Source organism: Paraferrimonas sedimenticola (assembly GCF_002282855.1).
Classification (GTDB): Bacteria; Pseudomonadota; Gammaproteobacteria; order Enterobacterales; family Shewanellaceae; genus Paraferrimonas; species Paraferrimonas sedimenticola.
On record NZ_NRIR01000009.1, the window covers coordinates 54,722 to 80,292 of the forward strand.

Consider the following 25,571-nt stretch of genomic DNA (forward strand, 5'->3'; position numbering starts at 1 on the left):
CATGTCTGAAGTCGTTATTGCCATTGTCACTCTGGCACTTATCGCCCTGCTATTTGGCGCCCTATTGGGCTTTGCTGCGATTCGCTTTCGCGTTGAGGGCAACCCGCTAGTCGATCAAATCGACGCCATATTGCCGCAAACTCAATGCGGTCAGTGTGGCTACCCCGGCTGCAAGCCATACGCAGAAGCTATCGCCAATGGTGAAGCCATCAATAAATGTCCGCCGGGCGGCACATCGACCATGGAAAAAATCGCTGACCTGATGGGAGTAGACCCTCAGCCAGTAGAAGAAACCGAAGCCTCGGTGCCCAGAGTGGCCTACATACGCGAAGCTGAGTGCATCGGCTGTACTAAGTGCATTCAGGCATGCCCAGTCGATGCAATTGTTGGCGCTGGTAAACTAATGCACACAGTCATCGAATCTCAGTGCACCGGTTGCGACTTGTGTGTCGACCCTTGCCCTGTTGATTGCATCGATATGCGTCCAATTGCGCAAACTACCAAAACTTGGGATTGGAAACTGAATCAAATACCAACCACTCCGGTGAACAGCGAAGCACCGACGAGAAATTAATGCAGACTTTGTTAGAACAAATTGACCAAGGGAAATTGTGGAATATTCCCGGGGGCATTCATCCGCCGACCAACAAAGCCCACACTAGCGCGCGCCCAATTGCGACCATGGCGCCAGTGCCGCGCTATTACGTGCCCGTTTCTCAGCACATCGGCGACCATGGCCGTTTGTTAGTCAAAGTGGGTGATAAGGTTCTCAAAGGCCAAGCTTTGACTCAGGCCTCAGGCCCACGCGCCCTGCCCGTGCACGCGCCCACCTCCGGCCATGTTGTGTCTATCGAACCCCTGCAGGCCAGCCACCCCTCAGGATTGAGCGAGATTACACTGTGTATCGAAGCGGATGGCCAGGACCATTGGCGCGCCCGCTCACCGCGACTGGGCTTTCAAGGTCTAGAAAACGACACTCTGCTTAACATCATTCAGTCGGCGGGTATCGCCGGTCTTGGTGGCGCGGTATTCCCCAGCCACACCAAGCTAGCCTTAAGCGGAACCGAGCTGCTGATTATTAACGGCGTCGAGTGCGAGCCTTATATCACTGCCGACGATCGCCTGATGCAAGAGTGCGCGCAAGAAATTACTCAAGGCATTGCCATTCTAGAGCGCTTGCTAACACCAAAACGCATCTTGATCGCCATCGAGGACGATAAGCCGGCCGCCGTCAAAGCGATGGAAGCCGCGCTCAACCAAGCCGAGTTTGAGTCGGCCGAGGCGAGCGTGCGAGTCATTCCAACCAAGTACCCTTCTGGCGGTGAAAAACAGCTGATCCAAATTCTCACTGGCCAAGAAGTGCCCAGCGGAAAGCTGCCAAGCGCTCTAGGTATTGTTAGCCACAACGTCGCCACAGCCTACGCCGTTAAAAAAGCGGTATACGATGACGAGCCTTTGATTCAACGGGTGGTTACCGTGACCGGCGGTGCCTTGTCAGAACAACAAAACATGTGGGTTCCGATAGGTACGCCAATTCACGCGGTGCTGGAGCAATGCGGCTATCAACCTCAAGCCAAGCTCGGAGTGGTGATGGGCGGGCCTATGATGGGCTTTATGCTGCCAAGTATCGCCTCACCAGTCGTGAAGGCCACTAACTGCTTGCTCGCCGCATCGTCACAAGAGATGACCGAAAGCCCTCAGGCACGCGCTTGTATCCGCTGTGGCGAATGTGCCGTGGCCTGTCCAGCTAAGTTACAGCCGCAACAACTGTATTGGTACGCCCAAGCCAATGACGCCGAAAAATCTCAGGCCTACAACCTGTTTGACTGCATCGAGTGTGGCTGTTGTGCTTACGTGTGCCCGTCAGATATTCCTTTGGTTGAAGCCTACCGCATTCAAAAAGCAGACATTCGCGCCAAACAAATACAACAGCAAGCCGCCGAAGAAGCGAAAATCCGTTTTGAAGCTCGTATCCAGCGTTTAGAGCAAGAAAAACAGGCCCGTGCTAACAAGCACAAAAAAGCCGCGCAAAAACGTCAGGCCAGTATGTCAGCTGACCAAAAAGACTTGGTCGCGCAAGCCATGGCGCGAGTGAAAGCCAAGCAATCGCAACCAGAGTCAGAGCCTCAGAGCGACCCTGGTGATGCTAAGAAGGCGGCCGTGGCCAAGGCATTAGCCCGCGCTAAAGCCAAAAAGCAAGTCGCTGAATCTGAGCAGTCGACGGCGACTGAAACCGATCCGAAAAAAGCCGCTGTCGCCAGAGCTTTGGCTAAAGCTAAAGCTAAAAAGCAAGCTCAAGCGTCCGATAGCACACCACAGGCCGATGCCAAAAAAGCAGCCATCGCCCGCGCGGTTGCGAAGGCCAAAGCCAAACGCGACAACCCAGATGCTGATGTAGCAAGCCCAGCTACCAAACCGAATGACGCAGTGGCGACAACCGGCAAAGCGATCAGCCAAGACCCTAAAAAGGCGGCGATTGCGCGTGCGGTTGCCAAGGCCAAAGCCAAGCAGCAAGCGGCTCAAGCGGAAAACGCCGAGGTAACCACAGAAGCTGTAGAAGATCCGAAAAAAGCGGCTATTGCCCGTGCGGTTGCAAAGGCCAAAGCCAAGCAGCAGGCCGCTAAGGTTGAAACCCAAACGGCAAACGAGCCTGAGGCTGTGCCAGAAGACCCGAAAAAAGCCGCCATTGCTCGCGCAGTCGCCAAGGCCAAAGCCAAACAACAGGCCGCCAAGGTTGAAACCCAAACGGCAAACGAGCCAGAGCCTATGCCTGAAGATCCGAAAAAGGCCGCCATTGCTCGCGCAGTCGCCAAGGCAAAAGCCAAACGCGCGGCTCAGCTAGCCGCCAAAGACAATAATAAAGGTGATACAGATGGCGTTTAAGCTAACCGCCTCGCCCCACATCAGCCAGGGTGGACTGACGTCAAATGTCATGCTTACCGTGGTACTTTGCACCCTGCCCGGCTTTGCGGCTCAGTGGTATTTCTTTGGCCCTGGTGCTCTGTTGCAGCTGCTTCTTTGTGTGCTGTTTTGTATTGCCGGCGAAGCCTTAGCACTGGCCATGCGCGGCCGCTCGATTAAGGCGGCGCTTAGCGACAATTCTGCCTTGCTAACCGGGGTACTACTCGGACTGGCTTTGCCTCCCTACGCGCCTTGGTGGGTTGCGGCAATCGGCGGCCTGTTTGCGGTAGTAATGGTCAAACAGTTATACGGCGGTTTGGGACACAACCTGCTCAACCCAGCGATGGCCGGTTACGTATTGCTGCTTATCGCCTTTCCGGTACAAATGACCACATGGGCAGCACCGCAATCTTTACTGGGCGAACCTCTGAGTATTGCCCAAGCCTTTAGCGCGGTATTTGCCGAGAACGCCGAATTGGTGCAAATGGCTCGAGCCAGCGTTGATGGGATAACCATGGCGACCCCGCTCGATAGCCTTAAGACCAGTTTGACCTTGGGAAAAACCAGCTCCGAAGCCATGCAAAGCCCAGTGTTTGGTCAAATATCAGGGGTCGGCTGGGAGTGGGTTAACTTGGCTTATTTGCTCGGCGGTCTGGTGCTACTACAGCGCAAAGTCATTCGTTGGCACATTCCAGCGGGCGTGCTTGTCGGCCTTTGGCTTACCGCCAGCATTAGCTACAGCCTGCTACCGGATACCACTGGTACGCCTTGGTTCCACTGCTTTAGCGGTGCCACAATGCTGGCCGCTTTCTTCATTGCCACCGACCCGGTAACCGCAGCAACCAGCGCCAAAGCACGCTTTATCTTTGGCATGATTATCGGTGTATTAGTGGTGATCATTCGCAATTTTGGAGGCTACCCAGATGCCGTCGCTTTCGCTGTGTTATTAGCCAATTTGTGTGTTCCCCTGTTGGACTACTACGTGCGTCCAACCACCTATGGCCACACTAAGGGACGCTCATGAAACGCAGTATGGTTAGAAACGGCGCTATTTTGGCTGGGTTTGCACTGGCAACCACCTTTTTTGTTTCCCTTACCTTTCAGGCCACTAAGGCTCGAATTGCTGATCAACAGCAACAACAGCTAAAGCGCACCCTTGGCCAAATCATTCCCGACGAATTGCACGACAACCCCTTGCACCAACATTGTGTCACAGTGCAGTCCGAGCAATTTTTGGGCTCCAAATACCCGCAGCGCGCCTTTGTCGCCACTTTGGGTGATAGTGCAACCGCGCTAGCCATCGAGACTACAGCACCCGACGGCTACAACGGCGACATCAAGTTGATTGTCGGCATCGATGCACAAGGGCAAGTATTAGGTGTGCGAACCTTAGCTCACCAAGAAACCCCAGGACTTGGCGACGACATCGAGTTGCGCAAGTCCGATTGGGTGTTGAGCTTTAATGGCAAACAAACCCAAGGCGCTAAGGACAAAAACTGGGGCGTGGCAAAAGATGGCGGTCAGTTCGATCAATTTACCGGCGCCACCATCACGCCGCGCTCCTATGTCAAAGCGGTTCACAACGCGCTATTGTACTTTGACTACGAATTTACTCGCTTGAGCAAACAAGCCATCGATTGCGGAGATCCTCAATGAGCCAACTGAAACAGTTAGCCTTCGATGGGCTTTGGAAAAACAACCCAGGCATTGTCCAGTTACTGGGTCTGTGTCCCCTTCTAGCGGTTAGCGCCACCATTACCAACGCCATGGGACTGGCGTTAGCCACACTATTGGTTCTGGTCGGCTCAAACGTGTGTGTCTCTCTAATTCGTCACTGGGTGCCTAAAGAAATTCGAATTCCAGTATTCGTGATGATAATTGCCGCGCTGGTGACCTGTGTTCAACTGCTGGTGCACGCCTTTGCCTACGAACTGTATTTGTCCTTGGGGATCTTCTTGCCCTTGATCGTGACCAATTGCGTCATCATCGGACGCGCAGAAGCCTTTGCCTCGCGTAACTCAGTCGGCCACGCGGCCTTTGATGGTTTGATGATGGGGCTGGGATTCGGTCTGGTACTTATGCTGCTTGGCGGCATTCGAGAGTTGGTTGGTCAAGGCACCTTATTCGACGGCGCTGAGCTGTTGCTCGGCCCTTGGGCTTCAGCACTAACCATTCAAGTCATTGAATTTGATACCCAATTTTTGTTGGCGCTATTACCTCCTGGGGCTTTTATCACTTTGGGGCTGATCATTGCGCTGAAAAATGCCATCGATGCTCACTACAAAGCCAAAACCGAAATTCCTGTGCGCGAGCCGGTGTCGAGAGCTCGAGTGACCAACGTTTAGACCAGCCACTGAAAAACCAATAAAACCAAGAGTGCAGTGTATGAGTGAGATGATTAAGCCAATTACCAAACAACAAAAAGTACAGGCCATCATAGATATCCTCGAAGAGCTCTACCCTACAGTGCCAATTCCGCTGGACCACAAGGACCCATACACCCTACTGATTGCGGTTTTGTTGTCGGCTCAATGTACCGACGAGCGGGTCAACCAAATCACGCCCAAGCTGTTTGCCAGAGCCGACAATCCGTTCGATATGGTAATGATGAGCATCGATGAGATTAAGGAAATCATCAAACCTTGCGGCTTGTCGCCAATGAAATCGAAAGGCATATGGCACTTGTCTGACATGATCATCAAACAGCACAACGGCGAGGTGCCAGCCGACTTCGAAGCCTTGGAAGCTATGCCAGGAGTGGGCCACAAAACAGCATCGGTTGTGATGGCTCAGGCCTTTGGTGTTCCAGCGTTTCCCGTTGACACCCACATTCATCGATTGATGTATCGCTGGGGACTGTCTAACGGCAAAAGTGTGGAGCAAACCGAGCGCGATGCAAAACGCCTGTTTCCTCGAGACAAGTGGAACGACCTGCACCTGCAGATCATTTTCTACGGGCGCGAGTACTGCCCTGCTCGCGGCTTTTCGTTGGACAAGTGCATCATCACTCGTCAATACGGCCGCCGCAGTTTCATCAACGAAGTGATCAAAGAGCAAGAAAAGAAACTCAAACTAACGGCTAAGCGCAAACGTTAGCGAGACACGGTGAAGTGACTGTAGCGCCCTAAATCTCGATAAACCGGGTGGGCGCAACGTTGCCACTCCAGCTCCAATAATCTGTCGTAGCACTTTTCCTGCAAATTCTTGTCTTTGACATAATCGTGCAGAACCCTAAGCCCGATTCGACGCTCGACTTTGTAACCCGCTTCCACCAACCACTGCTCGACTTCTTCGGGTTTAAAGCGACCTTGGGGAATGATGGTGTTGTGATGCTTCTTAGGCATGCCCTTTAGCATGTATTGATAGTTGCCGTTTACCGCGTGGTGCATCTCTAGGCCGTAATAGTTGTAAAACATCAACGACATCACTCCGCCTTGCTCTAGGCTTTCCAATAAGGTCAGCAAGCCTTCGCGTGGTTCGGCCAACCACTCCAGAACCGCATGAAAACAGATTAGCGAGTATTTTCGACCCAAGGTGGCACCAATTTGTTGGGCTTTTAGCTGATGGAACTCAAACTGCTCCGCCACTTGATGTTCGCTCGCCAAGGCTTTGGCCATGGTCAGCATTTGCTCGGACACATCGCAAAAATCCACTTGGTGGCCCTTTTGCGCCAGCCAACAGGCCATTTGCCCCTGGCCGCCGCCAGCGTCGAGCAAGCGCAATGACTCTTGCTCAAATCTCGGCAGCAAGTATTGGCTAAATTCCCGTTGCAGTATGTCTAAGCGTAAACGCCCTTTGGTGGTGTGATAAATGTTGTGCGAAAACTTGTTCGCCAGCGAGTCAAAATTGGTATCCATAACCGACCTTATCGATTGTTCCGGCACATTTTCCCACAAGCCCATTCACAATCCAAAGGCCCTTTGCTTTTTGGTTTCCCAAAATCTACAAACGTGTCACACTAAGCGCCAAGCCCCTGTCTTGTTTGAGCTTTATGCAGCCCGAAAAAACCTACAACCTCGACCGACTAGGAAATCGATTTAGCGCTTTTATCGCTTTGCTACTGCTACTTACGGGTGTGGGCATTTGGGCCACTCTAACCAGCTATGCCAATCAACAACGGCTTCAAGACAGGGATACCCTGCAAACCCTGCGGGGTAGCAATGCGGTCAAAACCCTTGAAATGCAAATGGCTCAGGCCCAAGCCACGGTAGTGTCGCTGGCCAACCTCAGCCAGTCCTTGTACCAACAGCCACAAGCGCTCAAAAAGACCATTCCCATCATTCTCTCCGACGCTCATCAATCCAAACTGATTGCCGGTGGTGGTGTATGGAGTGCCCCTTATGCCTTTGACGCTGAGCAAGAACGTCTGGCGTTCTTTTACGGCCAGCAAGCCGAACGGGGCATGGCGGAGTTTGAACAGTACAACGATCCTGAACAGCCGAGCTACACCCAAGAAGAGTGGTATCGTCCCCTCACCAAAATGGCCAAAGGCTCGACCTTATGGAGCAGCGTTTATCGCGACCCCTACACCCAGCAGCCAATGGTCACTGTCTCTTCGCCAATTTGGCTTAGAGATAAATTTCTTGGAGTGGTCACCCTAGACTTGGCTCTTCAAGGGGTTAACGCTTTAGTGCGTCGAATCAGCGAACAGCAACCTGGCTATTTGTTCTTGGTGGACCAGCAACAACGGATATTGGCCCACCCATATCTAGAAGAGCGCTTAGATCAGCCTATCGAGCAACTGGCTGATTTAGGTGAGCTAGCTGAGTTTGCGCCTGAATTCGCGCCCTTGCTGACCTTGAGCTACGACCCAAGCCAACCACAAATCTTGTTGGCTCAATCTCAGCTGCTTGGCGACCCGATCCTCGACCAACCGGTAAACGTCAAAATCTTTAACGTGGTTGAGAGTGGCTGGTTGCTGTTTTTGGTCTCACCAACTCGAACCGATGAGATTGGTCCGCACCGCACCTGGCCTGTGGTGTTGATGCTGCTATTTATCGTTGGTTTTGGCTATGTGTTGCTACATCAGTTGGTACAGCGTCGTATGTTATCGCCGCTCGCGGCTTTGCAGCGCGCCCTGCAGGATGATGACAACCATGACCTCAACAACCTTAAAGATTCGGCTAGCGGTCCTTTTGACGAGATTGCTCGCCTCTGTGTCGCTCAACGGGAAGTGTTGCGCAGTAGCCAGCTCAATCTCGACGCGGCCAACCTTGCGCTGCAGCAGCAAGGCCAAGGCATGCAGCACCAAGCGCCGGACAACTCGGTGCCATTGGCGTTATCCATGATCAAATCCAGTCAAAGCCTAATGCACATTCGAGACAGAGAAAATCGCTTTGTGCTAGCCAACCCGGCCTATTGCCAAGCCGTGCAGCGCTCTCAAGGTCATTTGTTGGGCAAACGCTATCAGCAGGTTTTTCCCGAAGCGTTGGCATCAAAAGCCGAGCAACGACTCAATCGAGTGCTAGAAACTCAAGCGCCTTTGAGCTATCGAGATCAGTTTATCGTCAAACAGAAAACCGAGAACTATCTCGCACAGATGTATCCCTTATATGACAACGCAGGCACAGTGACTGGCGTCGGCTACGTAGCAGTGAACATTAGCCAACTCAGTGACGAACTCAGTCAGGCGGAACAAAGCCTTGAGACCACTCAGCACGAGTTGATGAATCTGCAGCACAATCAACAAACCTCTCAAAAAGAGCAAATCCAGACCAATCAGGCGCTGCAGCACAGCGAGCATCGCGGCATACAACTCAAAGCAGCAGGGGTATTTGTCGAACGTCTTGACCAGCGACTATTGGGTAATTTAGCCCAGTACACTCAACTGCTTAGACAGCGTTTAATTGCCGTATACAGCGCTGTACTGCCGAGTCAAGACAAGCCTATGGCTTGGCAAAAGCTGGATGAGGTCGAGGTCATCAGTACGCAAAGCGAACTGCTTCACCTGTTGTTTAACGCACTGGCTCACCCCATCAGTCACAAACAGATGCTGCCGTATTTCGGCAACTACTTAGAAGTCTTCTACCACTCAAACGCTCAAAATCGCTGGCAAATAGAGCTGGATTGCGATCCTCAAATCAACAGTGAACGACCACCGCTTGAATGGTTGCGAGTCATTCACACCCTGTTGCAAAACGCCACTCAACACGGTTTCAACGAACTCTCCAAACAGGCCCAAATCACTGTTGAAGTGCGCCAGCTCGAACGTGGCGTTAAAGTCAGTGTGATTGACAATGGTTTTGGACTACCCGCAGATTTCGACATCAAAATTGCACAGGCCAGCTATCCTAATCAAAGTCACTCTCTGGTAGTATTACGCGCTTGGCTAAACAGCCACGGCGGCGAACTCAGCTGGAGCAGCGAGCTCAATCAAGGCAGCCGTTTTGAGGCTGTGCTATTTGATAATCCCCAAGCGTAACCCAAGGCCTTTCAATGAAAAAACGCGTTTATCTGCAGCCCGGACGGGAAAAGTCTGTGCTGCGTCGTCATCCCTGGATTTTTGCAAGCGCCCTTCGCTCGGTCAAAGGTGACCCGCAACTGGGTGAAACCGTTGAGGTTCGCGCCCACGACGGCCAGATCTTAGGCGTTGCCGCTTTCTCGCCCCACTCTCAAATTCGCCTGCGCATGTGGGCTTTCGGCAAGCAACAAGTGGTGGACCGCGACTTTTTTGATGGCAAGATTGCCCAGGCGCTGGCTCTGCGCTCGACTCTGATAGAACGCCAAGGCCTTACAGGCTTTCGCCTGATAGCCGCTGAGTCCGATGGGTTACCAGGGATCACTGTGGACTACTACGCCGGCGTGTTAGTTTGCCAACTGCTGTCCGCCGGCGCCGAGTACTGGCGAGAGACCTTGCTAGATGCGCTAGAGGCCGCACTGCCAGGCTGCGCAATCTACGAACGCAGCGATGTGGAAAGTCGTTCCAAAGAAGGCTTAGAACTGACTCAAGGACTGTTGCGTGGCCAACTGCCGGCGATGCCTGTGATCATCGAAGAGAATGGCGTTGCGATTGCCGTCGATGTCACCAGCGGACACAAAACCGGTTTCTATCTCGACCAACGAGATAACCGCCGCAAGGCCATGGACTATGTAGCCAATCGCTCGGTGTTAAATTGCTTTAGCTATACCGGTACCTTTGCCTTGTATTGCATCAAAGCTGGCGCCTCATCGGTAGAGAATGTTGACGTGTCTCAGCCCGCTCTGGATATGGCGGCAAACAATATTGCCTTGAACCAGCTCGATGCTAGTAAGGTCACTCACACTCAAGCGGACGTGTTTAAACTGCTGCGCCAATATCAAGAGCAAAGCAAACAGTTTGATGTGGTCATCATGGATCCGCCAAAGTTTGCCGATAATCGCAGCCAGCTCAAAGGCGCCTGTCGAGGCTACAAAGATATTAATCTACAAGCGATGAAGCTACTTAAACCCGGTGGGACTTTGCTGACCTATTCCTGCTCAGGTTTGATGGAAAGCGATTTGTTTCAGAAGATTGTGGCTGACGCGGCCTTGGACGCCGGACGAGAAATGCAAATTATCGAGCGCTTCTGTCAGGCTGCCGACCACCCTGTCGCCGGCAGCTTTCCAGAAGGCTATTACTTAAACGGTTTGGCGTGTCGTATCTGCTAACGCTGTTCTTCTGGCAGCGAGACATCGACTAAGTATTCGCCGCTCAACCAATCGCGACCAATAAGCAGCTTGTAATTCATGTGGCTGCGGTCGCGAAGGTTAACCCCAATTTTGCGCTCTTCGCCTTTGCGCCCTACCGACAACTCAACCTTATACCGTACTTCGCTGCCCTGAGAGTTGCGGATCAATGACGTCTTAGTAATGACACCTGTCATTTGCTTGCGCTCGCCCAGCTCGTTTTCTGTGGTGAAGCGAACGGTTTTACCAACGTTTTCTCGCTTGTTGGCCGACTCGTTTTCAATGGACAGGCCGTAAGCGTGAATTGAGGTTTCAACCGCGCCTGTGTCAATGCGAGCGTCGTACTGCATGCCAGTTTCACTGACGCTGAGAATGGCGGTAGGACCGATGATTTGTTTATGCGGAATGGTATCAGCAGCGATTGCAAGACCTGAAATCAATAAACCGGCGCCGATCAAGGTGGCACGTAACATACGAGTAATCCTCAAATTTTTCTCAATTTGGACACTCGATATTCTAGCTAAGCACCACCCTTTAGCAAAGGCTTAAGCGTCAATTAAAATGGCTTATCGAAGTACTGCTGCAAGTTTTTCTCAATAGTTGCACGACGGCATACAACTCGCTCATCCCACTGCAACGCTTTGATTGCATTGAAAACATAGGAGTAGCAGAAGTCAAAATCTATCGGCAGCATCAGCTGACTTGGGGCTTTGTGCAAGGCCATAATGACCGAACCACGCTGGAAGATAGCCAACAAGCGCTTAGTCTCTAGCATCTGCTCTTCGTTGACAGACACTTGCTTGTCGTAAATCGCGCCCATCCAAATTTGGTGACTGGAGTTCATCAGGTTGTTGAACGCCATCGCTACCGAATCACGAGTGTCTTGGCTAACCGCGTTCAATATCGATTGGTTAGACATGATGAATTGAGTACCAGCGCGGCCATTCGAGCCTAACGCCTTAAAGATAGGGCCAAGCTGCATCACCATGATACGCTCAAAGTGCGACAAGCTCTCGTCGTTAACCAGATCGATAACAACGTCGCGAACGTTTTGCAGGTCTTCAACCACAATAGACACCAGCACATCTTCGCGACTTCTAAAGTGTGCGTATAGTTGGGAGCGCGGAATATCCACTTTCTTAGCGATATCGATCAGCTTAAAGCCATTGATTCCCTGCTCAAGGATTAAACCTCGAGCTACGGCTAGTAGTTCAGATTGACGATCGTAGGCCACGTCCACGTTGCTCACCTTATGTATTCCATGGAATTAGGAAGTCCATTATATGAGGCGATCAAACCGCGGACGCAGGCGCAGATCTCATTTTTTAACGCTAAAGTGGTAGCTTTCCACCAATTTTAGATCTTGGTCAATTTAGCGAGGCAGGCTTTGAGGTGATCGGGCAGTGGTGCCTCAACCGTCTGGGTAACTTCGAGATTTGGATGGTAGAAGGACAATCTCGCAGCGTGCAAAAACAATCGTTTTAACCCTTGCTCACCCATTTTTCGGTCAAATCCTTGCTCACCGTACTTGTCGTCGCAAGCAATTGGATGGCCGGTATATTGGCAATGCACACGAATTTGATGGGTGCGGCCAGTCACTGGAGAAGCCTTAACCAAAGTCGCATCGGCATAACGCTGCTCGATGCTAAATAATGTTTTACTGGGCTTACCTTCGCTGTTGACGCGAACAATCCGCTCGCCGGACTTCAAGGTTATCTTTAGCAACGGCGCGGTTATTTTTTTGTCGTGGGCCTGCCACTGACCGCGTACCAAAGCCAAATAGTCTTTGTTCATGGTCTTAGCGCGTAATTGATCTTGCAGCGCTTTCAAGGTCGAGCGCCGCTTCGCCACCAAAATACAACCACTGGTGTCCTTGTCTAAACGGTGCACCAATTCCAAAAACTTTTGCTCGGGGCGCAGGCTGCGCAAACCTTCGATCAGTCCAAAGGTCACCCCACTACCACCGTGAACCGCGATACCCGATGGTTTGTTGATCACGATAAGGTAAGCATCTTCATAGATGATACAGGACTCAAGCTGCGATACTTTGTTCAAGCTTGCCGAAGGTAGTTCCGGCGCATCGCGCTCGGCCACTCGCATCGGCGGAATACGCACCAAATCACCAGGCTGTAGCTTGTACTCTGGTTTGACGCGTTTTTTGTTTACCCGCACTTCACCTTTGCGGATAACTCGATAGATCAGACTCTTGGGAACGCCTTTTTGGCGGGTACGCAAAAAGTTGTCGATGCGTTGACCTTGATATTCGGCATCTACTTCGACGAACTGGACGCGATTTTGGGATTGCTCAGTTTTCATGGGGCGACATTGTACATGAGTTAGCCCATTGATGCGCCTTTGCATTGCTGTTAAATCAACTTATTGCTATATTAACTCGGTCGATGGGGATAAACCGCTGATAAGGTGTTAATAACTTCCCCCGACTTGGCAGAAAACGCCGATAACTTATCAGAAAAAGCTGAGGTTGAAAGTTCGGTAAACCTGTGGAAATGAAAGCATTCCACCTTTTTGTCTAAGGTTTACCCCAGCGAAACGAAACGATTATCGCCGTTTGATCTGCATTAACCACAGAATTGACAGAAACCTGTTGCAATTCGGTGCTGCTTGGTAGCAGTTAGAAGACACACAGAGAATTTTTGGAACTGGTCTAGTGACGAGTTCCTACTGTAGTATTGATTTGACCAACGCTGTGAAGCGTTCGCCCGCAAAGTGCGGCAAGTCCTGGTTTGATCCAGCCGCGAGGCTGTGAAAACACGTCAAACCCTAGCGCCCAGCGCAACCGGATTGTGACCTAAAAACGAGTATTTTGGTCCACATGAAACGGATGCTAATTAATGCAACTCAATCAGAAGAGTTGCGCGTTGCCCTTGTAGACGGTCAACGTTTATACGATCTGGACATTGAAAGTCCGGGACACGAACAGAAAAAAGCCAACATTTACAAAGGTAAAATTACCCGCGTTGAGCCTAGCTTAGAAGCGGCCTTTGTTGACTACGGTGCCGAGCGCCATGGCTTCCTTCCCCTCAAAGAAATCGCCCGCGAATACTTCCCTGAAGGCTATTCTTTTCAAGGCCGTCCAAACATCAAGGACGCCGTTAAAGAAGGCCAAGAAGTTATCGTTCAAGTAGACAAAGAAGAGCGTGGCAACAAGGGCGCCGCCCTGACCACTTTCATCAGTCTAGCCGGCTCTTACTTGGTCCTTATGCCCAACAACCCGCGTGCCGGTGGTATTTCTCGCCGCATCGAAGGTGATGAGCGCAGCGAACTAAAAGCCGCGTTATCACAGCTTGACGTGCCAAAAGGCATGGGGCTTATTGTACGTACCGCAGGTGTGGGCAAAGCCGCTGAAGAGTTGGCTTGGGATTTACACGTACTGCAACACCACTGGGCGGCGGTTACCGAAGCGGCAGAGAAGCGTTCTGCACCCTTCCTGATTCACCAAGAAAGCAACGTAATTGTGCGCGCGATTCGCGACTACTTGCGTCGCGACGTGGGTGAAATCCTGATTGACCACGAGCGTATTTACAACGAAGCCAAACAACACATTGGCTTAGTTCGTCCTGATTTTGTTGAGCGCGTTAAGCTTTACAAAGCCGAAGTGCCGCTGTTCACTCATTACCAAATTGAAAGCCAAATCGAGTCGGCCTTCCAACGCGAAGTGCGTCTGCCAAGCGGTGGTTCGATTGTTATTGACCCAACCGAAGCGCTTACCTCGATTGATATTAACTCGGCTCGCGCCACCAAAGGCTCGGACATTGAAGAAACCGCGCTTAACACCAACTTAGAAGCTGCTGACGAAATTGCTCGCCAATTGCGTTTGCGCGATTTAGGTGGTCTGGTCGTTATCGATTTCATCGACATGGGCCCTGCCCGTCACCAGCGCGAAGTGGAAAACCGCATGCGCGATGCCGTGCGTCCTGACCGCGCTCGAGTTCAGCTAGGCCGCATCTCTCGCTTTGGTTTGATGGAGATGTCGCGTCAGCGCCTGCGTCCATCACTTGGTGAAGCCGCAGCTGACCTGTGTCCTCGCTGTAAAGGCCAAGGCACCATTCGCGGTACCGAGTCGCTAGCACTGTCTATTTTGCGTTTGATGGAAGAAGAAGCCATCAAAGAGAACACAGCGCAAATCGAAGCCATTGTGCCTGTAGATGTCGCTGCCTTCTTGCTCAACGAAAAACGCAAGGCGATTCGCATTACCGAACAGCGCCATGACGTTGAAGTGTATGTGATTCCAGACATGCACATGTTGACCCCAGATTACACGGTTAACCGCAAGCGCAAAGACGACACCATTGCCGAAGCGAGCTATGAGCGCACAGAAACGCCTGATGCCAAGTTGTACGAGCCGCGCAAACTAGAGCGCAGCGAGTCGGACAAACCTGCCCTGTCAGGCTTTAGTGCTCCAGCGGCAACCACAGCGCCTGCTAAGACTGCAGAAGCGCCTAAGCAAAAAACCAAGCAACAACCGAAGAAGCAAGCCAAAGCCAAGCCTGGACTGTTCGCTTCTATCATTGGCGCGATTAAAAACTTGTTTGGTGCAGAAGAAGCACCGAAGAAACAAACCAAAGGTAAAGGCAAGCGCGAAGACAACCGTCGTGGTGGCAACCGAGGTCGTAACGACCGTCGTGGTCGCAATCAAGACCGTCAAGGCAAGCGCGGTGACAACCGTCGCAAGCAAAACGAAACCGCTCAAGAGCGCATGCTTCGCGAAAAAGACGAGCAAGCCAAGAAAGGTCGTTCGCAAAACCGCACCAATGAACGTCGCAAAGGCAAGAGCGAAACAGCTAAAGAAGCCACCACTCAGGTGAAAGAGGAAGCGGTTAAAGAGCGTCGCCAGCGTCGCAACATGCGCCGTAAGGTTCGCGTAGAGCAAAACAAAGACCAAGAGGTTGATGCTCAAACAGCCGCTGCGCAAACTCAGGCTGTCGCTGAGACTCAAGTAGCAGCTGAAAAACCAAGCAAACCAGCTAAGCCGCAAAAGTCAGAGTCGCAAAAAGGCGAGAAAGCCCAAAAGGCCAAAGCCGAAGCGACTGAAAAGAAAGCCGACGAAGCCGTACAAGCGACCGAAGCAGATGCAAGCGAAGCTGAAAAGGCCGATAACGGTAAGCAACGTCGCGAGTCTGGCCGTCGCAACCGTCGCAGCCCTCGTCACTTGCGCGCAGCGGGTCAAAAGCGCCGTCGCGAAGGTGATGACAACATCGCTCAAGTTGACGAAGTACACGCCCAAGAAAGCGTGGTAAGCGCTCGTTACCCAGAAAATCACGTCACCGATGCTGACACCAATGGCAACAAGAATGGCGACAAGCCAGAAGTTGCTGCCAAAGATGACTCGGCCAACGAAGAGCAGCTAGTGATTCACTTCGATAACCAAGCCAATGTTAAAGAAGAGAAAGACAAAAAGCCTCTAGCCCAAGCGGTAGCCAGTGCCCTAAGCCCAGAGCCGATGGTTTCTGGTGCGGTTAACGTGACAGCTGACGAGAAGCAAGAGTCAGTGGAAGCGGCAGCGACTGAAGCCCCAGGGACAGAAGCCAAGGTAGAAGCCGATGATGCACAAGCGGTAAAAGCAGAACAGGCTCAAGCAAAGCCTGCTAAAGCCAAGAAAGCCGCTGTGGCCGCCGCTTCTAAAACCAAAGCTCCAGAAGCCATGGCTCCTGAAACCAAGGCAGCTGAAACTAAAGCTGAGGCCAAGGCCCCTGAAGCGAGTGCCAGTGCCGAAGCCGCTGCTCCAGCAGCCGCTCCAGTAGCAGCAGAGGCGAAAGCCAGCGCTCCAGCGAAGGTAGAAGCTCCGGTAACAGCTAAGGTTGAAACTCAAGCAGAAGTTAAACAAGCACCGGTCGAGACCGCTAAGCCGGCCAAAGCCAAGCCAGGCCAGAGCCGCTTTGCCGCTATGACTAACTCGACTGCTGCTAACACGCTAGAGATTTCAGAAACTAAGCCAGAAGCCGCTGCAGCGCCAGCCGAAACTGCTGCCGCAGCACAGCTAGAAGCCCCAGCTGAAACTCCAGCAGTGAAAGCAGAAGCGCCAGCTCCTGCCACTGGTGGTAGCCGTTTTGCCTCGATGACCAGCGAGCAAATGACGGCTCCTGAAGTTGATGCACCAAAGGCCAGTGATGAATTGCCAACGGCTCGCCAATACGAGTCCGAAGCTGACAACGCTGACGCCGATAAGCGCAAGCCAACCAACAGTGCGACCTCTGAGATGTCTCGTCCAGAGTAAGCGCAGAGTTAGCGAGTCCAAAAGCCGCCTCAGGGCGGCTTTTTTAGTGCTCATTGTACCAGCGCAAACCGGTTCATCACGGCGCTTTGACGAGTTAAAACTCGTCGGTGTGCTAACCGATAATCCCGAGAAAGTTAAATAATTGTAATCGGCGGATTGCATCTATTCTGATAACCCGTTAATGTGCGCGCCATCTCTTAGATTTCAATGCCGTTTTGAGGTTTTATGTTCGATATCATTCGCCACAAGGGTGCCAGTGCCAAAGCCGACGTCCTGTCGGGTATCACAGTAGCCCTAGCCTTGGTTCCAGAAGCTGTTGCCTTTGCGTTCGTCGCGGGCGTTGAGCCTATGGTTGGCTTGTACGCCGCCTTTATCGTCGGCTTGGTTACCGCCACTCTCGGCGGCCGTCCGGGGATGATTTCTGGTGCCACAGGCGCAATGGCGGTGGTGATGGTTGCCCTAGTTGCCGAACACGGCGTTCAGTATCTCTTCGCCGCAGTGGTTCTCGCTGGTCTGTTCCAGATCAGCGCCGGTCTGTTCAAACTCGGTAAGTTCATTCGCATGGTGCCCTACCCAGTCATGATTGGCTTTGTTAACGGTTTGGCGATTGTGATTTTCTTGGCTCAGCTGGGCCAATTTAAAGTCGACGACGGTCAAGGCGGGCTAACTTGGCTTGGCGGTACTGACTTGTACCTCATGTTGGGACTGGTGGCGCTGACCATGGCAATCATCCACTTCTTGCCCAAGTTAACCTCAGCGGTACCCGCTACTCTTGTGGCTATTTTGGCGGTAACAGGCATGGTGTTCTACGGCGAATTAGACACTCGCACCGTAGTTGATTTTGTTCGCACCATGTCGGGTAATGACAACGCTACTCTAGCCGGCACCCTGCCGACCTTCTCGATTCCCGCGGTTCCCTTCAACTGGGAAACTTTGATGATCATACTGCCTTACTCCGCCATTTTGGCTGCCATCGGTCTGATTGAATCACTACTTACCCTGACCGTAATCGACGAGATGACCAATACCCGTGGCCAAGGTAACCGCGAGTGCGTCGGTCAAGGCGTGGCAAACGTCAGTTGTGGCTTTTTCGGCGCCATGGGTGGCTGTGCCATGATTGGTCAGTCGATGATCAACATAAACTCCGGCGGTCGTGGCCGTTTGTCCGGGATCACCGCCGCCATCGCCTTATTGATCTTCATACTATTTGCCGCACCTTTCATCGAGCTAATTCCTCTGGCCGCTTTGGTGGGTGTCATGTTCATGGTGGTATTGGGTACCTTTGAGTGGGCCAGCTTCCGCATGATCAACAAGGTACCTCGTCAGGATATTTTCGTGATTGTGTTGGTCACCGTAGTGACAGTGTTTACCGACTTGGCCATTGCAGTATTGGTGGGTGTAATTGTTAGTGCTTTGGTATTCGCCTGGGAGCACGCCAAGCACATCACTGTAACCGCTTCAGACAACGACGATGGCAGCAAAGAGTACAAGCTCTACGGTCCATTGTTCTTTGGCTCCGTGGCCAACTTCCTTGAGCTGTTTGACGCCAACAAAGATCCTGAGCATGTGATTATCGACTTTGACCAATCTCGAGTGGCGGACCACTCGGCGCTTGAAGCCATCGACACCTTAGCCGAGCGCTACATGAAAGAAGGCAAGCAATTACATCTGCGCCACTTGAGTCCCGAGTGTCGTAAGCTGTTGCGGAAAGCCGGAGACTTAGTCGAAGTCAACTTAATTGAAGATCCAGATTACAAGGTCGCTACAGACACTTTAGCCTAGAGGTGTTGGCCAACAAATTGGCCTCGCTCCATAGAGTATGAATGAGAACGCGAGATTGAGGGCAGATACACCTGAGATCTCGCGTTTTTGTCAGCCGAACTACAGCGCCATTAACCCTTGTACGCTCATACCCACACCACCACAAACTACCACCAGCACGTTTGAACCTAACGCTATCTCACTTGATTGAGACAAGGCCGCGATACTCGCGCCACAAGCAGGCTCGGTAAGCACTCTGTGCTCGTCTAGTAGTGTTTTACAACCCTGTACCGCTTGAGTATCACTCACAACACAGGAGTGAGTTGTGGGTCTTTGCGCTACCTCAAACGCTGCCTGAGCTATTTGCCGTGCGCCCAACGAACTGGCTATCGACTCGATACCATCAATGCTAACCCGTTTGCCGGCACTTTTAGCGGCCGCAAGTGAGGCTGCACCGCGGGTTTCGGCAGCGATAATCTGAGTACCCAATAGACCATTGCGCTCAAGTCCTAGAGCTATGCCGCGTAACAAGCCACCACCGCCAACCGATAGCACCACTGTGTCAGGCGCTAATCCTGCAGCAACCACTTCGTCAATCAGGCTCGCGTGCCCTTCCCAAATCAGTGGATCGTCAAATGGGTGCAAATAGGCGCTGTGTTCATCGACTAGAGACAAAGCATACTCGTGAGCTTGATTCCAATTCTCACCGTGCACCTCAACTTGCGCACCCTGGCGCTCAATCAAGTCTATCGCCCGCGCTTTCGTCGTGCGAGGTACTATCACCAAGACTTCAGCGCCCAGTTGAGCGCCAGCATAGGCCACTGCCAGCCCGGCATTGCCACCAGAGGATGCAATAAAGCGCCTCGCTCCCTGTTGGTAATAGCGCGCACAGGCATGACCCATACCTCGGGCTTTAAAAGAGCCACTCGGTTGCAGGGCATCCATCTTCAGCCATACGTTGGCGCCGGTCTGTTGTGAGTAAAAATCGCTGAGGATCAAGGGACTATTTAAAAACAAGGCAGAGGGATTCACGTTTGTCCTTATTTCGGTTGCGTTTCGCTAATGAAAGAAGCCTAGGAACTACTAGTGTTCTGGCTTGACAAGGCTTGTCACTCTACTACCTTTGATGTGCATTTACCAAAAGCCAGTCCACTGGCTGTGTGCGCTGACATTGTAACTATGAGTCCGGATTGACTAATCAAAGGAATGATCATGCGTGCACTCCTAACCAGCTTTTTACTCCTCTTTTTAGGCTTCGCCACAGCCACTTTCAGCTTTGCCACCAACGCCGCGCCGGTTATCGAACGAATCGATGTGTATAAGGATGACTGGGGCTCTTCAAACCGTATGGTTGCCACCCTCTCTGGTGACATACCGGTTAGCTATCAATGGGACTTTGGCGACGGAACCATTTCCAACAACTACGAAGCCATCGCCTCCCACGACTACGAGCTCGCCAGTGTAGTCTCCGGACGGCCCTTGCAGGACAGCTATGTCGTGACTCTCACTGTGGTCGATGCCAACGGCGAGAGCGCTACGGCAAGCGTTGAGCACAGTGTCTTTGCTTTCATACCTGTTGGTCTCGAAGCCTTGTCCTATGCAACTAGTGCCCTCAACTTCGAGATGAGCGTCGAAATTAGTCCTGGTAGTACCGACATATGGTATGCCGAAATTTCGGTCGCAAACGAATTCTCTTATGAGTTTGACAGCGGCAGTAGCTTTGAGTTGGAACATACCTTTAGCGCTCCGGGTAGCTATCTGGTCGTGGTGTATGTCCAAAGCGGTAACACCGCGGACTACTATGAGCAGCAGATCACAGTTTACGACACTCAAGAATCCGACATGGTGTTCGACGGTTGGGTGATAAAAGTCGACGAAGATGATGGCAATGCCGAGTTTACTGACACCATAGATTACTTCATCAAAACCGGCGTTGAACCGAGCTTGTTGAGTTATTCATGGCTAGCCGGCTCATTTGAAGCTAGCACACCTTGGGCATCATTTCGCTACGAGAGAGAGCGAGTGCCCTACCGTTTATTCGTCGAAGTCACCGACATGTACGGCAATACTCTGATGCAAATGGGCCGACCTTGGCTCACTGATTTCGCAAAGGCACAAATAGTGCCGAACAGCGCATCAGTGCGGCCTAATTTCTTGTCGGTCGATGTCACTGCGGATGTCACCACGGGCTCTGGCGATTTCTCCACCGTGTGGGATTTCGGCGACGGTACCCGGGTCGAACAAGAGTGGAGTTATTTGGAGTACTCAGGCACAACCAATACGCTGACTGCCAACCACAGCTACCAAAACAGTGGTGAGTACGACGTCAGTCTTACCGTTATTAGCGGCACTCAAACCGACGTTTTCCAGCAGCGCGTTACAGTCGTTGACGATGTGGATGGCCCGGATATTCAAAGCCTAACGGCGCAAATGATAGACGACCCTAGCGAAGTGGTCGGTTTTGGCTCTGACGTGATTGGCGGCGCCCCACCTTTGGCGTTTGTTTGGGACTTTGGCGATGGCACCATCCGCGATGACTTTGACGATGGTGCGTTGCACGAATACGGCGAGTACAAACAGTATCAAGTCACCTTGACGGTCACTGACGCCAATGGCAAACAGGACTCGATGACCATTAACTATGATCACCAGCCGTTTCGATTCGCCGAAGTTGGCGAAATAGAAATTTTGGTCAACGGTCTGGATATTCAAGCCAATGCCACTGTGATTGAGGGAACTGGCGAATACAGTTATTACTGGATCATCGAAGGGGCTGGACAATTTGACGACCAACTATCGGTTGAACACAGCTACCAACAAGCAGGCACATACACCGCAGAGTTTTGGGTGACTAGCAGCAATCATCAAGATATTGAAAGCATAACCTTCACCCTTGCTTCCGCCCCACGTTTAACGTTGGATAGCTTTGATGTGCAAGCCGACGCCTTGTCGGTGAGTGCTAATGCCCAGGCCTCCGGAGGACAAGGGAACATCATATACAGTTGGGATTTTGGCGACGGTTCACCGACCAAGAATGGGCCCAATCAGTCGCATGATTACAGCACTTCAGGTAGCTATACGGTAACACTGACCATTTCCGATAGTGCTGGCTCGAGCATGAGTCAAAGCGAAACACTTGAGGTATTTGCCGCTCTAGCAGCACAGTTTTCTGCGGTCATTGACGATCTCAAGGTTAGCTTGAATAGCCAAGTCTCTGGCGGTCGCCCGGGTTACAACTACGATTGGGACTTTGGCGATGGAAATTCAGCTAGCGGCCCAGATCCTGAGCATGAATATACGTCTGAGGGGACTTATCAAGTTGCTCTAGTGGTAACTGACAGTCGTGGCGAAGTCGCGTCTGATCAAAGCTCTGTGACCGTGACCGCACCGGCATCCCAGCCTGCGCCCACTCCGCAACCGACTTCAGCACCACCGCCGAGTTCCGACTCTGGTGGCGGTGGCGCTGTCGGTTTGCTGTTCAGCCTACTGCTGATGTTTGAAATAAAACGCCGTCGAGCCTTTAAACGTTTCTAGCTAGCACCCGAGGAACTGCTGTATAAGAGCCATCAAACAGTGCCAATTTGAAGGCTGGTCGATCATCCAAGGGTAAGCACTGTATTGTGCTTACCCACACCATGCCTAATTGACAAAAGGGTCACTCCAGCGTTCATCGGTGATCAGTCGAGTGTCTGTCAAGGTGTTGAGAAACGCTACCAAGGCTGCACTTTCCTCGGCAGTGAAGTTAAACAACTTGACTTGACCGTCCTCGGTAAGCAGGGATGGATTCAACTGAGCGTGATTTTGAATGCCGGTGGAGTAGTGCTCAACCACCTGCTCAAGGGTGTCGAAGCGGCCATCGTGCATATAAGGTGCAGTCAACGCGATATTGCGCAGCGAAGGAACCTTAAATTTGCCCCGATCGCGTCGCAGACCGGTGGTTTCAGCGACCCCTAGGTCTTCATCCGAAACCAGATCTAAGCCGTTGTTGGTTGTGGAGGTTTCACCTCCATCTGGCACACTGTGAAGGCCGACAAAAGCCTCTGAGGTATGACAAAAGACACAGCCCGCTCGCTCTGGAGTTTGGCGCAAGAATAATACCTTGCCGTGATTCTCCTGGTCGGTAAATCCTGGAAAATCTTGTAACGGGCTTTCGACATCGACTCTTGCCCAGTCGTATTTGGCGTCAAAGCTCACCATGCTTCGAATGAACTGCGCCAAGGCTCTGCTAATGCGTTCGGTGGTGACTTGGCTATCGCCAAAAGCCGCTTCAAATAGGGCTGAATAATAATCTTGGGAGGCGACCACCTGCTGCAATTCCTCTAAGGTCAGCCCCATCTCGACTTCGTCTTGAATTGGCATTAACACTTGTTCTTCAAGGGTCGCAGCCCGCTCGTCCCAGAAGAACTTACCGCTGAAGTAAAATCGCGCATACCCCAATCCCATCGAATGGCGTCTTGTCAGACCGCCCTCAAACCCTTCGCTAAACGTGCGTTGGTCAGAGAAGCCTTCTGACTGAATATGGCAAGACCCGCAAGATACGGTGTCGTTAGCGCTAAGCTTGGTATCGTAAAACAGCACGCGTCCAAGGGTCGCGCCCTCGTTAGTAATGGGGTTATCGACAGGCGTGTTGTCGTGCTCGATTGCAGCAATTTGCGCGATGGCACCAGCAGGAAACTGGTTCTCTAACACGTAGTCGGGCCAATCGATTTGGGCGTATTCAAATGGAGTATCGGGAAGTTGTGGAGCAGCTGATTCCGGAGTTGGAGTGGGTTCTGGCTCTGGTGCAGGCTCAGGTTCTGGCGCAGGCTCAGGTTCTGGCGCAGGTTCTGGTTCTGGATCAGGTGTAGGCTCTGGTTCTGGTTCAGGTGAAGGCTCTGGTTCAGGTGCAGGCTCTGGTTCTGTTTCCGGTTCTGGAACAGGCGCGGGCTCTGGCACCTCAGCTGGTAATTCAGGCTCAGTGACGTCCTCACCCCCACCGCAAGCGGTCAGCGAAAAACACAAGAAGAACACCGAAAACATGGATATGGCGCGTTTGGTTATCATTAGAATGGCCCTGTTAACGAGATGTTACTCGCAGTGTAATAGGGCCAATGTCAACTAGATCACAGGCAGTGTAAAGTAACGTAAAGGCCAAGTGCTAGTGCCGCGAACTAATAGCGCTAAGTCCTTATTTCATGGTCATTACTCTTTCTTCAGCAAAGGGGCCATTTGCTCTCGAAACTTGGCCAGTTTAGGTGAGATTATCGCCTGGCAATAGCCTTGGTAAGGATGCTTTTGATAGTAATCCTGGTGTTCGTCTTCAGCGGGATAGAAGGTCTGCTGGGCAACCACTTCAGTGACAATTGGCGCGTCATATATCTGCTGAACCTCTTCAATCACCTGATTTACTGTGGTCGCTTGTTGCTCGTTTTCAACCATCACGATAGAGCGGTACTGAGTGCCTACATCGTTGCCCTGTCGGTCTTTGGTGGTTGGGTCGTGACTGGCGAAGAACAAGCGCAACAGGTCTGCATAACTCAACTGTGACGGATCATAGGTGACCTCTACCACCTCTGCATGCCCCGTGGTACCTGAACAAACCGCTTTGTATTCGGGATTTTCAACCGCGCCACCAGCATAGCCACTGACCACCTGATGCACGCCCTTGGCTAATTTAAGCGTCGCTTCGATGCACCAGAAACAACCACCGCCAACTACCGCTTTGGCCAACGACGCATCTTGCGGGATTTGATGGGCTTTAAACACCATAGAAACCGAATTGACACAGTGGCGAGTGTTTTTTTCGGTAAGGCGCTCGCCCTCAAACACATGCCCTAAATGCGCATCACAGGCGTCGCACAGAATCTCCACACGCCGTCCATCGGCGTCGGTCACCCGCTTAATCGCTCCCGGAATCTCGTCATCAAAAGCGGGCCAGCCACAACCGGCGTCGAACTTATCTTCGCTGCGATAAAGTGGCGCATCACAACGACGACAGTGATACACGCCGACCTGATAAAAGTTGTCGTACTCACCACTAAACGGACGCTCTGTGCCCTTTTCTTCGATAACCCAACGCTCAAATTCGGTTAACTCGCGCTTGCTCATGTTCCCAACCTACCTTGCTCTAGCTATGTTCCAGATTTACACTCAATCAGTATTTGCTTGTGCCAATGACCTCGAAGGATCCTCATATGCCATTGGAAACCATAGATTATCTACACCCAAATGCCGCCCAAGACTTTACCCGCTCACTGCGAGAAACCGGTTTTGGTGTGCTCAAAAACCACCCTATCCCCGCCGAGCGATTGCAAAGCATCTATGCCAACTGGCAGGCCTTTTTTGACAGTGAAGACAAGCACAATTACCGCTTTAACCCGGGCCCGCAGGACGGTTTTTTTCCAGCCGACGTCTCCGAAACAGCTAAAGGTCACAAACTCAAGGACTTAAAAGAGTACTACCACATATACCCTTGGGGCCAGATTCCCGATCAACTTCGCCAAGAGATTCTCGAGTATTATGCCGATGCCAACGCGCTGGCTGCCGAGTTGCTGGATTGGGTTCAAGAGCACTCTCCGATAGAGATAAAGACCGAGTTTAGCCAACCTTTATCGCAAATGATTGCCAACAGCGAGCAAACCTTGCTTCGAGTGTTGCACTACCCGCCGCTCACTGGCGAAGAGCCCGAAGGTGCCCTGCGAGCAGCCGCCCACGAAGACATCAACCTTCTGACTGTGCTGCCCGCGGCTTCAGAAACCGGATTGCAAGTACTGGATAAGAACCAGAAGTGGCTCGATGTGCCCTGTGACTTTGGCAATCTGATCATCAACACAGGCGACATGCTGCAAGAAGCCAGCGGGCATTATTTTCCGTCGACCACCCATAGAGTGGTCAACCCAAGCGGCGAAGCGGCTAAGCACTCACGCATCTCAATGCCTTTGTTCTTGCACCCTCGCCCAGATGTGGTGCTGTCGGAGCGCTATACCGCTTACAGCTATCTGCAAGAGCGCCTGCGAGAATTAGGGGTGATTTAAGCGAGCGTTAGGGCTAG

At 52.1% G+C, this 25,571-nt stretch carries 19 protein-coding genes; 12 read left to right on the plus strand and 7 right to left on the minus strand.

Annotation, left to right across the window (positions count from 1 at the left end; translation table 11 throughout):
* Position 1 precedes the first annotated feature (1 nt).
* The 6 genes from rsxB to nth are packed head-to-tail and all read left to right on the plus strand — an operon-like array spanning position 2 to position 5,997.
* Positions 2-574 carry an electron transport complex subunit RsxB gene (gene rsxB, locus CLC93_RS15060; protein WP_095506811.1) on the plus strand — a complete coding sequence of 191 codons (573 nt, stop codon included), beginning with the start codon at positions 2-4 and terminating at the stop codon, positions 572-574.
* Positions 574-2,883, plus strand: coding sequence for an electron transport complex subunit RsxC (gene rsxC / locus CLC93_RS15065; protein WP_095506812.1), 2,310 nt, complete (start codon positions 574-576; stop codon positions 2,881-2,883). The genes rsxB and rsxC overlap by 1 nt, the downstream gene beginning before the upstream one ends.
* Complete coding sequence (gene rsxD, locus CLC93_RS15070; protein ID WP_095506813.1) at positions 2,873-3,925, plus strand: electron transport complex subunit RsxD; 1,053 nt, start codon at positions 2,873-2,875, stop codon at positions 3,923-3,925. Before rsxC ends, rsxD begins: the two co-directional genes overlap by 11 nt.
* Positions 3,922-4,557: an electron transport complex subunit RsxG gene (gene rsxG, locus CLC93_RS15075; RefSeq protein ID WP_245837175.1), complete on the plus strand. Its 636-nt coding sequence runs from the start codon at positions 3,922-3,924 to the stop codon at positions 4,555-4,557. The genes rsxD and rsxG overlap by 4 nt, the downstream gene beginning before the upstream one ends.
* Entirely contained in the window at positions 4,554-5,246 is a 693-nt protein-coding gene (locus CLC93_RS15080) for an electron transport complex subunit E (RefSeq protein WP_095506814.1), read from the plus strand. The genes rsxG and CLC93_RS15080 overlap by 4 nt, the downstream gene beginning before the upstream one ends.
* 40 nt (positions 5,247-5,286) lie before the next feature.
* A complete protein-coding gene (gene nth, locus CLC93_RS15085) occupies positions 5,287-5,997 on the plus strand; it encodes an endonuclease III (protein ID WP_169903054.1) in 711 nt (236 codons plus the stop codon).
* On the opposite strand, the gene CLC93_RS15090 is transcribed toward nth, so the two are convergent.
* Positions 5,994-6,758, minus strand: coding sequence for a methyltransferase (locus CLC93_RS15090; protein WP_169903056.1), 765 nt, complete (start codon positions 6,756-6,758; stop codon positions 5,994-5,996). The two genes, nth and CLC93_RS15090, sit on opposite strands and share 4 nt — an antisense overlap.
* A gap of 134 nt (positions 6,759-6,892) precedes the next feature.
* On the opposite strand from CLC93_RS15090, the gene CLC93_RS15095 reads away from it, so the two are divergent.
* Entirely contained in the window at positions 6,893-9,322 is a 2,430-nt protein-coding gene (locus CLC93_RS15095; RefSeq protein ID WP_095506816.1) for a PDC sensor domain-containing protein, read from the plus strand.
* A 14-nt stretch (positions 9,323-9,336) separates the two neighbouring features.
* Entirely contained in the window at positions 9,337-10,527 is a 1,191-nt protein-coding gene (locus CLC93_RS15100) for a class I SAM-dependent rRNA methyltransferase (RefSeq protein ID WP_095506817.1), read from the plus strand.
* On the opposite strand, the gene CLC93_RS15105 is transcribed toward CLC93_RS15100, so the two are convergent.
* From CLC93_RS15105 to rluC, 3 genes are all read right to left on the minus strand, one after another.
* Positions 10,524-11,018, minus strand: coding sequence for a putative ATP-dependent zinc protease (locus CLC93_RS15105; protein WP_095506818.1), 495 nt, complete (start codon positions 11,016-11,018; stop codon positions 10,524-10,526). The genes CLC93_RS15100 and CLC93_RS15105 overlap by 4 nt on opposite strands.
* 83 nt (positions 11,019-11,101) lie before the next feature.
* Positions 11,102-11,794 (minus strand): TetR/AcrR family transcriptional regulator, encoded by a 693-nt coding sequence (locus CLC93_RS15110; RefSeq protein ID WP_169903058.1) that lies wholly within the window; start codon positions 11,792-11,794, stop codon positions 11,102-11,104.
* 107 nt (positions 11,795-11,901) lie between these two features.
* Positions 11,902-12,861, minus strand: coding sequence for a 23S rRNA pseudouridine(955/2504/2580) synthase RluC (gene rluC / locus CLC93_RS15115; RefSeq protein WP_095506820.1), 960 nt, complete (start codon positions 12,859-12,861; stop codon positions 11,902-11,904).
* Between the two features lie 517 nt (positions 12,862-13,378).
* Here rluC and rne point away from each other — a divergent pair.
* Positions 13,379-16,780, plus strand: a complete 3,402-nt coding sequence (gene rne, locus CLC93_RS15120) for a ribonuclease E (RefSeq protein ID WP_095506821.1) — start codon at positions 13,379-13,381, stop codon at positions 16,778-16,780.
* A gap of 225 nt (positions 16,781-17,005) precedes the next feature.
* On the plus strand, positions 17,006-18,562 hold the full coding sequence (locus tag CLC93_RS15125; RefSeq protein ID WP_095506822.1) for a SulP family inorganic anion transporter: 1,557 nt from the start codon (positions 17,006-17,008) through the stop codon (positions 18,560-18,562).
* Positions 18,563-18,661: 99 nt separating this feature from the next.
* Here CLC93_RS15125 and CLC93_RS15130 read toward each other — a convergent pair whose 3' ends face one another.
* Positions 18,662-19,573, minus strand: coding sequence for a pyridoxal-phosphate dependent enzyme (locus CLC93_RS15130; protein ID WP_095506823.1), 912 nt, complete (start codon positions 19,571-19,573; stop codon positions 18,662-18,664).
* Positions 19,574-19,753: 180 nt separating this feature from the next.
* Between CLC93_RS15130 and CLC93_RS15135 the strand changes: the two genes are divergently transcribed.
* The gene (locus tag CLC93_RS15135; protein WP_169903060.1) at positions 19,754-22,075 is read left to right on the plus strand and encodes a PKD domain-containing protein; all 2,322 of its coding nucleotides are present in this window, start codon (positions 19,754-19,756) and stop codon (positions 22,073-22,075) included.
* A 105-nt stretch (positions 22,076-22,180) separates the two neighbouring features.
* Here CLC93_RS15135 and CLC93_RS15140 read toward each other — a convergent pair whose 3' ends face one another.
* Both CLC93_RS15140 and CLC93_RS15145 read right to left on the minus strand, forming a co-directional pair.
* Entirely contained in the window at positions 22,181-23,584 is a 1,404-nt protein-coding gene (locus CLC93_RS15140; protein WP_245837176.1) for a cytochrome-c peroxidase, read from the minus strand.
* A 138-nt stretch (positions 23,585-23,722) separates the two neighbouring features.
* Positions 23,723-24,628 carry a bifunctional methionine sulfoxide reductase B/A protein gene (locus CLC93_RS15145; RefSeq protein WP_095506825.1) on the minus strand — a complete coding sequence of 302 codons (906 nt, stop codon included), beginning with the start codon at positions 24,626-24,628 and terminating at the stop codon, positions 23,723-23,725.
* Positions 24,629-24,714: 86 nt separating this feature from the next.
* Here CLC93_RS15145 and CLC93_RS15150 point away from each other — a divergent pair, with 86 nt between their 5' ends.
* Entirely contained in the window at positions 24,715-25,554 is an 840-nt protein-coding gene (locus CLC93_RS15150) for a 2OG-Fe(II) oxygenase family protein (protein ID WP_095506826.1), read from the plus strand.
* Positions 25,555-25,571: the final 17 nt, after the last annotated feature.

Excerpts from the sequence above, each read along its gene's own strand:
- rsxB (WP_095506811.1), top strand. The coding sequence starts at position 2 with ATGTCTGAAGTCGTTATTGCCATTGTCACTCTGGCACTTATCGCCCTG.
- rsxC (WP_095506812.1), top strand. The coding sequence starts at position 574 with ATGCAGACTTTGTTAGAACAAATTGACCAAGGGAAATTGTGGAATATT.
- rsxD (WP_095506813.1), top strand. The coding sequence starts at position 2,873 with ATGGCGTTTAAGCTAACCGCCTCGCCCCACATCAGCCAGGGTGGACTG.
- rsxG (WP_245837175.1), top strand. The coding sequence starts at position 3,922 with ATGAAACGCAGTATGGTTAGAAACGGCGCTATTTTGGCTGGGTTTGCA.
- CLC93_RS15080 (WP_095506814.1), top strand. The coding sequence starts at position 4,554 with ATGAGCCAACTGAAACAGTTAGCCTTCGATGGGCTTTGGAAAAACAAC.
- nth (WP_169903054.1), top strand. The coding sequence starts at position 5,287 with ATGAGTGAGATGATTAAGCCAATTACCAAACAACAAAAAGTACAGGCC.
- CLC93_RS15090 (WP_169903056.1), bottom strand. The coding sequence starts at position 6,758 with ATGGATACCAATTTTGACTCGCTGGCGAACAAGTTTTCGCACAACATT.
- CLC93_RS15095 (WP_095506816.1), top strand. The coding sequence starts at position 6,893 with ATGCAGCCCGAAAAAACCTACAACCTCGACCGACTAGGAAATCGATTT.
- CLC93_RS15100 (WP_095506817.1), top strand. The coding sequence starts at position 9,337 with ATGAAAAAACGCGTTTATCTGCAGCCCGGACGGGAAAAGTCTGTGCTG.
- CLC93_RS15105 (WP_095506818.1), bottom strand. The coding sequence starts at position 11,018 with ATGTTACGTGCCACCTTGATCGGCGCCGGTTTATTGATTTCAGGTCTT.
- rluC (WP_095506820.1), bottom strand. The coding sequence starts at position 12,861 with ATGAAAACTGAGCAATCCCAAAATCGCGTCCAGTTCGTCGAAGTAGAT.
- rne (WP_095506821.1), top strand. The coding sequence starts at position 13,379 with ATGAAACGGATGCTAATTAATGCAACTCAATCAGAAGAGTTGCGCGTT.
- CLC93_RS15125 (WP_095506822.1), top strand. The coding sequence starts at position 17,006 with ATGTTCGATATCATTCGCCACAAGGGTGCCAGTGCCAAAGCCGACGTC.
- CLC93_RS15135 (WP_169903060.1), top strand. The coding sequence starts at position 19,754 with ATGCGTGCACTCCTAACCAGCTTTTTACTCCTCTTTTTAGGCTTCGCC.
- CLC93_RS15140 (WP_245837176.1), bottom strand. The coding sequence starts at position 23,584 with ATGATAACCAAACGCGCCATATCCATGTTTTCGGTGTTCTTCTTGTGT.
- CLC93_RS15145 (WP_095506825.1), bottom strand. The coding sequence starts at position 24,628 with ATGAGCAAGCGCGAGTTAACCGAATTTGAGCGTTGGGTTATCGAAGAA.
- CLC93_RS15150 (WP_095506826.1), top strand. The coding sequence starts at position 24,715 with ATGCCATTGGAAACCATAGATTATCTACACCCAAATGCCGCCCAAGAC.